At 59.6% G+C, this 8,671-nt stretch carries 7 protein-coding genes and 3 pseudogenes; 3 read left to right on the top strand and 7 right to left on the bottom strand.

Going from position 1 to position 8,671, the window contains the following annotated elements:
• Positions 1 to 310 (bottom strand): exodeoxyribonuclease VII small subunit (xseB, locus tag LEPOCDRAFT_RS01915; RefSeq protein ID WP_009453525.1); only part of this gene is annotated, 310 nt, incomplete at its 3' end.
• A 143-nt stretch (positions 311 to 453) separates the two neighbouring features.
• Here xseB and LEPOCDRAFT_RS01920 point away from each other — a divergent pair.
• The 3 genes and pseudogenes from LEPOCDRAFT_RS01920 to LEPOCDRAFT_RS01930 all read left to right on the top strand — a co-directional run bounded on the left by LEPOCDRAFT_RS01920 (position 454) and on the right by LEPOCDRAFT_RS01930 (position 2,984).
• The gene (locus LEPOCDRAFT_RS01920) at positions 454 to 1,566 is read left to right on the top strand and encodes an aromatic ring-hydroxylating oxygenase subunit alpha (RefSeq protein ID WP_009453526.1); all 1,113 of its coding nucleotides are present in this window, start codon (positions 454 to 456) and stop codon (positions 1,564 to 1,566) included.
• A 3-nt stretch (positions 1,567 to 1,569) separates the two neighbouring features.
• A pseudogene (locus LEPOCDRAFT_RS01925) lies at positions 1,570 to 2,456 on the top strand (sulfurtransferase).
• A gap of 93 nt (positions 2,457 to 2,549) precedes the next feature.
• Complete coding sequence (locus LEPOCDRAFT_RS01930; protein WP_009453528.1) at positions 2,550 to 2,984, top strand: universal stress protein; 435 nt, start codon at positions 2,550 to 2,552, stop codon at positions 2,982 to 2,984.
• A 14-nt stretch (positions 2,985 to 2,998) separates the two neighbouring features.
• Here the strand turns inward: LEPOCDRAFT_RS01930 and LEPOCDRAFT_RS01935 are convergent, their stop codons facing one another.
• From LEPOCDRAFT_RS01935 to ppc, 6 genes and pseudogenes are all read right to left on the bottom strand, one after another.
• Positions 2,999 to 3,814, bottom strand: a complete 816-nt coding sequence (locus LEPOCDRAFT_RS01935) for a TIGR00266 family protein (protein WP_009453529.1) — start codon at positions 3,812 to 3,814, stop codon at positions 2,999 to 3,001.
• Position 3,815: 1 nt separating this feature from the next.
• Positions 3,816 to 4,319 carry a response regulator gene (locus LEPOCDRAFT_RS01940; protein ID WP_216579398.1) on the bottom strand — a complete coding sequence of 168 codons (504 nt, stop codon included), beginning with the start codon at positions 4,317 to 4,319 and terminating at the stop codon, positions 3,816 to 3,818.
• Positions 4,250 to 4,555 (bottom strand): PAS domain-containing protein, encoded by a 306-nt coding sequence (locus LEPOCDRAFT_RS03085; RefSeq protein WP_083834367.1) that lies wholly within the window; start codon positions 4,553 to 4,555, stop codon positions 4,250 to 4,252. Before LEPOCDRAFT_RS03085 ends, LEPOCDRAFT_RS01940 begins: the two co-directional genes overlap by 70 nt.
• 89 nt (positions 4,556 to 4,644) lie before the next feature.
• Positions 4,645 to 4,995: pseudogene (locus LEPOCDRAFT_RS03090) on the bottom strand (PAS domain S-box protein); the annotation flags it as partial.
• Complete coding sequence (locus tag LEPOCDRAFT_RS01950) at positions 4,944 to 6,467, bottom strand: CHASE domain-containing protein (protein ID WP_009453533.1); 1,524 nt, start codon at positions 6,465 to 6,467, stop codon at positions 4,944 to 4,946. The pseudogene LEPOCDRAFT_RS03090 and the gene LEPOCDRAFT_RS01950, both read right to left, overlap by 52 nt.
• Before the next feature lie 105 nt (positions 6,468 to 6,572).
• Positions 6,573 to 8,671, bottom strand: a pseudogene (ppc, locus tag LEPOCDRAFT_RS01955) (phosphoenolpyruvate carboxylase); the annotation flags it as partial.

Genomic DNA, 8,671 nt, shown 5'->3' on the forward strand with positions numbered 1-8,671 from the left:
CCCGCACGTGGGTGCCTGCAAGGCCGAGTCGGTGGGCGCGTAGCGCGACTTGGGCGTCGATCCAAGGTTTGAGTTGGCCGTTTTCCACGACCTTGACTTGTTGAGTCACGGCTGCAAGCTGATCGCGGCAGGCAACGAGTAATTCGGCGCCGCGCTGATAGCTTTTCAGCATGCTCTCAAGAGGGAGTTGGCTGTTTTCGAGGCCCTGGACCAATTGCTCGAGTTCGGCCAGTGCGGCGTCGTAACTGATTGGTGGCAAGGATTTGGGCGGGGCGCTCTTGGGCATGACGAGGAAAACAAAACGGGCCATTGTAGTGGTGCCGCCTCAGGGTGCACGAATTAGCTGCCTTTGACTTGAAACAAGATGGTCTCGCCCAGATCGCTACAATCCCGGTCCCATCTTGGGCGTTTGCCCTTTTTTCTCATGCCGTTCTTTGGAGATTTCTGGGGATCATGTCCGACCTGAGCATCTCGCTCCAGCCGAGTCGCACCCAATTGCCCGTGTCCAGCTACTTCGACACGGCCCGCTACGAGATGGAGATGCGTCGCATCTTTCAGTCCGGTCCCCGCTATCTGGGGCACGAATTGATGATTCCGGAAGTGGGGGACTACCACGTGCTGTCGCAAGAAGGCGACGGGCGTGTTTTGGTGCGAACCGCCGACGGCATTCGCCTGATGTCCAACGTTTGTCGCCATCGCCAAGCGGTGATGTTGCGTGGGCGTGGGCAAACGGGTAGCCAAGTGGTTTGCCCACTGCATCGCTGGACGTACGGTTTGGATGGCAAGTTGCGCGGTGCGCCGCACTTTGAGACCGACCCATGCCTGCATCTGCACTCGTATCCGGTCAAGACGTGGCATGGGCTGATCTTCGAGGACAACGGCCGCGATGTGGCGGGTGATCTTGCCAAGCTCGGCCCGCAGGCAGAGCTTGATTTCAGCGGCTACGTCTTCCACCGTGCCGAGATGCACCAGTGCAATTACAACTGGAAGACCTTCATCGAGGTCTACCTTGAGGACTACCACGTGGTGCCGTTCCATCCTGGTTTGGGGCAGTTCGTTACGTGCGACGACTTGCGCTGGGAGATGGGGCAAGATTATTCGGTCCAGACCGTGGGGATTGCTTCGACCAAGGGGGAGGCCCTGAGCCGCTCGGGCTCGAAGGTTTACGAGCGCTGGCAGCAGCAGGTGCGCAGTTACCAAGGGGGCCAAGCACCCCGCTCAGGCGCGATCTGGCTGACCTATTACCCGACCTTGATGGTCGAGTGGTACCCGAACGTGTTGGTGGTTTCCAACTTGTACCCGCAAGGACCGGATAAAACCCTCAATGTGGTCGAGTTTTATTACCCCGAAGAAATCGTCGCCTTCGAGCCCGAGTACATGGCGGCCCAGCAAGCGGCCTACATGGAAACGTGCATCGAAGACGATGAAATCGGCGAGCGCATGGATCAGGGCCGCAAGGCGCTGATGCAGCGTGGCGACGACGAGGTCGGACCCTATCAAAGCCCCATGGAAGATGGCATGCAGCACTTCCATGCGTGGTACCGACGTGTGATGTGCGAGGTTTGAACCATGAGCCGACAAGACGTTTTCCCCACTCCCTTGATCGGCGCTGACGTTTTGTCGGCATGGTTGGGGCGCGTGGTGCTGATCGATGTCAGTTTTGATCTGGCCGATGTGCATGCTGGTGAGGCGGCTTATCGGAGCGCCCACCTTCCGGGGGCCTTCTACGGGCATCTCGAGCGAGATTTCAGTGCGGCCAAAACGGGGCGCAATGGTCGCCATCCTCTGCCCACACGCGAAGCCTTTGCGGCCACGGTTGGGGCGTTGGGGATTCAGGCCGACACTCCGGTGGTGGTTTATGACCGTCAAGGCGGCATGTTTGCCGCACGGGCTTGGTGGATGCTGCGTTGGTTGGGGCACCGCGCCGTGGCTTTGCTCGACGGCGGATTGCCGGCTTGGCAGGCCTTGGGTTATGCGCTGGAGCGTGGCATAAGCGCCGTCCCTGATGATGCGAGCCGCCGCAGCTATGTCTTGTCGGCCGAACCGGGCATGCCCACCTTGGATGCCGACGCCGTGCAAGCTGGTTTGCATCAACACACGTTGATTGATGCGCGTGCGCCAGCACGGTTTCGTGGTGATATTGAGCCGCTCGATCCGGTGGCTGGACACATCCCAGGGGCGCTGAATCGGCCTTTTCAGGACAATTTGGGCCCAGATGGCTGTTTTTGTCCACCGGCCAACTGAAGGCGGCTTTCGATTCTCTCTGGGCGCGTACGGGTGATTTACGGTTGCCGGTGGTGCATCAATGTGGCTCGGGGGTCACGGCTTGCCACAACTTACTGGCCATGGTGGTGGCCGGTTTTGGCGATACTGTTTTGTATCCGGGCTCGTGGAGCGAGTGGTGTGCCGATGCCACAAGACCGGTCCGAACTTGCGGCGTGTCAATCGGACACTGATCTCAACCGATCTCTACACTTCACGGTCGAGGGTCAACGGCGGTTGCCGTGATACTTTGGGCGCACTTCTCTTTTTCGAGGAAAGAAAGACATATGTTCAAGCGCATTCTTTTTCCCACGGATGGCTCCGATATCACCGCCAAAGCGCTGATCACCGCTGTCGATTTGGCGCGAACTCAGGGTGCTGAGATCCACACGCTGGCGGTGAAGGAACCCTTCCCCTACAGCGCGATCACTGAAATGCAGCCTATGCCGCCGCAAGAGTTCTACGACGCGCAAGAACGCTTTGCAACGCAACACCTACAGCAGGTAGAACAAGCTTGCCAAGCCGCCAAGGTGGCCTGCACCATGGTCAAGGTGGAGTCTTTGCATCCTTGGGAGGCGATTCTTGAATACACCCGCGGCCACGACTGCGATCTGATCGTGATGGCCTCTCATGGCCGACGTGGCTTGGCGGGGCTGCTGCTGGGTAGCGAGACCCAGAAGGTCCTGACCCACAGCACCACCCCGGTGTTGGTGGTGCGTTAAGGGCAACGCACGTTTTAGTCGTCCTGATCGTTGCTGAACAAACCACTGAGCGCACTGCCGGTGGCGAGGCCGCCCAAGAGCGAGCCTTCTTCACGGGAGCCGCCCCGTTGCGGTGCAGCGGCAAACACGCGTGAGGCCAAGCGCGAGAAGGGCAGGCTTTGCAACCAGACTTGCCCGGGCCCGCTCAGGCGGGCCAAGAATAGACCTTCGCCGCCAAACAGCGCGGTTTTGATCTTGCCGACGTACTGAATCTCAAAGTTGACGCTGGGCGTGTGTGCGACCAAACAACCGGTATCGACCAGCAGCGATTGCTCCGCTTGCAGCTCACGGCGCACCACGGTGCCGCCCGCGTGGATGAAGGCTAGCCCGTCGCCTTCGAGCTTTTGCATGATGAAGCCTTCACCCCCGAAGAAGCCCACGCCCATCTTCTGCTGAAAGGCAATGCCGATCGAGACGCCACGCGCTGCGCACAGGAACGAGTCTTTTTGACAGATCAGCATCCCGCCCAGCTGACGCAGATCCATCGGCATGATCTTGCCGGGGAAGGGGGCCGCAAAAGCAACACGCTGTTTGGCCCCGGCTTGATTGGTGTAGACGGTGGTAAAGAGTGATTCACCTGTCAGCAGCCGTTTGCCTGCACCAAGCAACTTGCCAAAAAAGCCGCCTTGCTGGGCCGAGCCATCACCAAAAACAGCATCCATGGTGATGCCGGTATCCATGAACATCATGCTGCCGGCCTCGCCCACAGCGGCCTCGCCGGGGTCGAGCTCAATCTCGACGAATTGCATCTCCGAGCCACGAATGTCGTAGTCGATCACGTCCATGCTCATCTCAAACTCCTTGATCGGTGAGTGCGTGCAGCCACGTGGTGGCGTCGAAGGGTTTGTGCAAAATCTGTTGCACGCCTTGGTTGTGGGCCAGCTCAGTGTGGATCGCCGGGGCTTGGGCTTCGAGGGTGAGCACGATCCGCAAATCGGGTTGGCGACTGCGCATGGCGATGGCCAACTCCAGCCCGGAAAGTTCGGCGTTGAGCTGTTGGGCCACCAGCAAGTGCTGCGGCTTGGGGCCGGTGTCATGGTCCATCGCCGCCAAGGCTGACAGCCCCTGATCAAACGAGCGCACGGCGTAGCCTTCACGGTTGAGCATCTGACCCAAAGTTTCACGCAGAGCGGCGTCAGGCTCCACCACCCAGAGCATGGGCCGGGGGGCGGTCGGGCTGGCCTGTGCCGCTGCGGGCCAGTTGCACAAGAGGCGCAGACGCTCGCTCAGATCGATGCAGGTGCCGACGATGCGCAGCGGGCGATTTTGGGCATCCCGTCCGACAAACAGGCGCAACAAACGGGCATTTCATGCCCATCCTTGTGCAGCAAGCGCAGGGTGGTTTCGTGGTGGACGGTTTCGCCTTGATGGCAGGCTGCCCAGATAGCTTGCAGGCGTGGGCGATCTTCTGGGTGGGCTTGCTGGATAAAGGCCTGAGCATCCAGACCGTCCAGCTCATGCTCGCTGTAACCCAGCAAAGCTTTGTAGCGGGCGACAGCGCCAAGGTGTTTGGGCTGATTTCGTAGCGCCATAGTCCATCTGTGCTGCCCAGCAGCGCCAAATCAAGCAGCTCTTTGCTGTCATGCAGGGCTTGCTCGGCCAGCTTATGCGTCGTGATGTCGATGACCGACATCACCATTAAGGGCAAGGGTAGATGGTCATCGCGCAAGGCCACCATCCCAACCACAGCCCAGACGGTGTGGCCATCGTGATGGCGCAACGTCACCTCGTGGGTGTGGTTGTTCTCGCCGGGTTGCCAGAGCCGACCAATCCAAGCGGCCACCGAATCGTCCGACCCAAGTTCCAGCAGATCCTGCAAGGGCATGCCCAGAAGTTGCGAGCGACTGTGGCCGCAGAACTCGGCAAAACGGATGTTGGCGTCAAGAATCTCCCCCGCATCGGGGGCAATCAGGACCGTGCCTACCGCAGCTTGTTCGAAGATCTGACGGAAACGCCGCTCGCTGGCGCGCAGGGATTGCTCCGCTTGTTTTGCTCCGAAATGTCCAAGGTGTAGCCCACGGTGCCCAGCACAGTGCCGTTGTTGGCGCACCAAGGGGCGCAGTGCACCTCCATCCAACGTTCTTGACCGGCGCGGGTGATGCGGCCGATGGTGATGTGCTCCAAGCGGTCTTGCATGGCCAACTGGGCTTGTTCCTCATGCGCTTGGGCGATGTCTTGCGGCCACAAATCGGTCTCGCTCATACCGACAACGCTGGAGATATCGGGCCGACCGCACGCGTGAGCGTAGGGCTCATTGACCGCCAGCAAGCGGCCTTCCTCGTCCTTGAGCCACACCATGAAGGGGAAATTGTCCAAGATGGCCCGCAAACGGGTCTCACTTTGTTGCAGCCCCTCGGTCATGGCGCTGGCAATGCGATGCGCTTGTTGATGGCGATCGGACATGATGCCGATCATCAGAAATAGCAGCACATCCAAGGCCAGTCCTCCCAAAGCCACGATGATGGGCTGACCGGTATCGCTGGCAGCGATGTAGCCGGGTTGGGTGTGGATGAAAAGGGACCACGTCTCGCCACCAAATTCGAGGTGGGTGGTCTGGCTGAAATCGGGGGCGTAATCGGTACGACCCAAGTGGGGTTCTTCCTCGCCGAGGTCGTGATAGAGCATCGTGTCACGGCGCATGTCGGTGCCGTCAAAGACTTCGACGTCGATTTCCGCGTTGCTGGCCCCCAAAATGTCGCGCAGCAAGTCTTGGCTGTGCATGCTGGTGTAAATCCAGCCTTCCAAAGCGTTCTGGCGTTCTGCGGCGGTCTGGAGAAGCGCGTTCTTGCGGTAGATCGGCAGAAACATGAACAGCCGACGTTCCTTGAGGAGATCATGGGCTCCCACGTGATCCAAACTGACCAAGCGAGAAAGTGCGGGCATCCCCGTATCACGGGCCCTGTCCATGGCACCTCGCAAGTTAGGCTGGGCGTACAGATCCAATCCGAGCGCTTGATGATTGGCCTCGGTGTCGGGTTCGAGATACGTGGTCGCGCTGTAAACGTCGCGTTGCCCCTCCGGGCGGATGACGTAATCAGGGTTGCCTGTGGTGCGAATCCGGCTCAGGTGTGCGCTCAGCTGATCGGTGCTGATGCGTTCGATGTAGCCAAACCCCATGATGCCGGGAAAGCGTTGATCGAGTTGAAGGGCCTGAACGTAGGTTTTCCATTCGCGTCGATCGACGGTTTCGCTGGCGCCAAACAGGCCGGCACCCCCACGAAGCATCGACTCGTAGGTCTGCATGCGTTGCTGGATTGCGCCCAGCACGTCTTTGACTTGGAAGGCGTAGCGATCCGAGGCGCGGTGTTGGATGAACTGATTGGTCACATACCAGCCCGCCCACGTCAGGACCAAAGAGATCACCAGCGTCACCCATGCAGCAGGCGGGTGGTGACGCAGTGAACTCCAGAGGTTTCGCAGACTTTTTCTGAGAAGGTCTGCCATCGAAGAAGGGCGCAAATTCCAGCTCACAACAGTTCCTTTCCGGCCCGATCGCGCCGGCGAAGTCGGATTGTCGGTCTAGTTACGAGTTTGTTGTGAGATTGCTGGTCAGCCCGTGTTGCGCAATCCGGCCGCAATGCCGTTGATCGATAGATGAATGCCGCGCTGAATACGCTCCATGCCCGGATGATCCTCGCGACATAGACGGAAGCGACGCAGCAATTCAACCTGCAAATGATTGAGTGGATCGAGGTACGGGAACCGATGCTCGATGGAACGTGCCAAGCTTGGATTGGTGGCCAATCTCTGGGCATCTCCCGTGATCAAGTGCAGCGCGTCTTGGGTTCGAGCCCATTCTTCTTGGATGGCTTTGAAGATACTTGCGCCCAATTCGCGGTCTTCAACCAGTTCCACATAACGTGCCGCAATGGCCAGATCGGTCTTGGCCAGCACCATATCGAGGTTGGAGAGCAGCGTGCGGAAGAACGGCCACTCGCGGTACATCTGCTGCAACAGGGCCAATTTGTTGGCGTCGGTGGCTAGCAAATCTTGGACTGCTGAGCCAAAGCCACACCAACCTGGCAAAGCGATGCGGCACTGACCCCAACTGAAACCCCAAGGAATAGCGCGCAGATCTTCGATCGCGCGGGTGGCTTTGCGTGAAGCCGGGCGTGAGCCGATGTTGAGACCGGCAATTTCCCGAATGGGTGTGGCGGCGAAGAAGTAATCGGTGAAGCCATCGGTCTCGTAGACGATGTGCCGGTAGGCTTTCATGCTTGCTTCGGAAAGGGCCTCGGCCGTCGCTAAGAACGTTGCAGGGGCACTTTGTGTGGGATGCAGCAGGGTGGCTTCCAGCGTGGCGGCCACCAAGGTTTCGAGATTGCGTCGGCCTATTTCAGGGTGCGAGTATTTGGAGGCGATGATCTCACCTTGTTCGGTCAGGCGAATTTGGCCGTTCACGGTGCCCGGAGGTTGCGCCAAGATGGCGTCGTAGCTGGGGCCGCCGCCTCGACCGACGGTGCCGCCTCGGCCATGGAAAAGGCGCAGGATCAGACCGTTTTTGCGTCGCAGGGCGTCGAACAGTTCCACCAGTTCAATCTCGGCGCGGTACAGCTCCCAGTTGCTGGTGAAAAAGCCGCCGTCTTTGTTGCTGTCGCTGTAGCCCAGCATCACGTCTTGCTCGTTGCCGGAGCGACCCATCATGGCTGCGATGCCGGGCAGGGCGTAGTACTCGCGCATGATGGGTGCGGCGTTGCGCAAGTCGCCGATGGTTTCGAACAACGGCACCACGATCAAGTCAGCCGTTGCACTCTCATCCAGCGTGCCGCGCATCAAGCCGACTTCCTTTTGCAGCAGCAGCACTTCGAGCAAGTCGCTGACGGTCTAGGTGTGCGAAATGATGTAGTGCCGGATGGCATGGCGGCCATAGCTCTTGAGCATCAAGCGGGCGGTTTCAAAAATCGCCAGTTCGCTGCGTGTGTGCTCGGAATACTCCCCTGCGATCAAGCGCAAAGGGCGAGCATCGTTGAGCAAGCGCAGCAGCAAGTCGCGGCGAGCCGCTTCATCCAAGGCGCTGTAATTCGCTTCGACTTGGGCCGCGCGCAGTAGCTCCGCCACCACCGCTTCGTGCTGATCCGAGCTTTGGCGCAAATCAACCGTGGCGAGGTGAAAGCCAAAGACCTGCACCGCCCGCATCAGCGGGGCCAAACGCGGCACGATCATGGCTTGAGCGTGGTGGTACTTGAGCGAGGCTTCAATCGTGCGCAGATCAGCGAGAAAACTTTCGGCGTCAGGGTATGGTTTTTGGGGGGCGACCGCATGGCGCAGGGCTTCCGTGCCGGTCAAGGCCATCAAGGTGGCGGCCAAGCGGGCATAGATGCCGATCAGTGCACGGCGGTAAGGCTCGTCTTCACGATGGGCATTCTGGTCCGGCGATTGGGTCGCCAACGCTTGCATGGCCGTGGTGACGGGTGCCAGCATCTGTGACACTGACAGCTCTGCTCCGAGGGCATGCACTTCCGTCAAGTAGTAGCGCAACGCGGTCTCGCATTGCCGAGAGAGCGCACGTTTAAGCGTGTCGGCAGTGACGTTGGGGTTGCCATCGCGGTCGCCACCAATCCAATGGCCCATGCGCAAAAAGTTCGGAATGGGGTGACCAGGCAAGGCTTGTTCGATTTCGCGATAGAGCCGGGGCAACTGGGTCAGAA

This window comes from Leptothrix ochracea L12, from assembly GCF_000262525.1.

Excerpts from the sequence above, each read along its gene's own strand:
- LEPOCDRAFT_RS01920 (WP_009453526.1), top strand. The coding sequence starts at position 454 with ATGTCCGACCTGAGCATCTCGCTCCAGCCGAGTCGCACCCAATTGCCC.
- LEPOCDRAFT_RS01930 (WP_009453528.1), top strand. The coding sequence starts at position 2,550 with ATGTTCAAGCGCATTCTTTTTCCCACGGATGGCTCCGATATCACCGCC.
- LEPOCDRAFT_RS01935 (WP_009453529.1), bottom strand. The coding sequence starts at position 3,814 with ATGAGCATGGACGTGATCGACTACGACATTCGTGGCTCGGAGATGCAA.
- LEPOCDRAFT_RS03085 (WP_083834367.1), bottom strand. The coding sequence starts at position 4,555 with ATGGCGCTACGAAATCAGCCCAAACACCTTGGCGCTGTCGCCCGCTAC.
- LEPOCDRAFT_RS01950 (WP_009453533.1), bottom strand. The coding sequence starts at position 6,467 with ATGGCAGACCTTCTCAGAAAAAGTCTGCGAAACCTCTGGAGTTCACTG.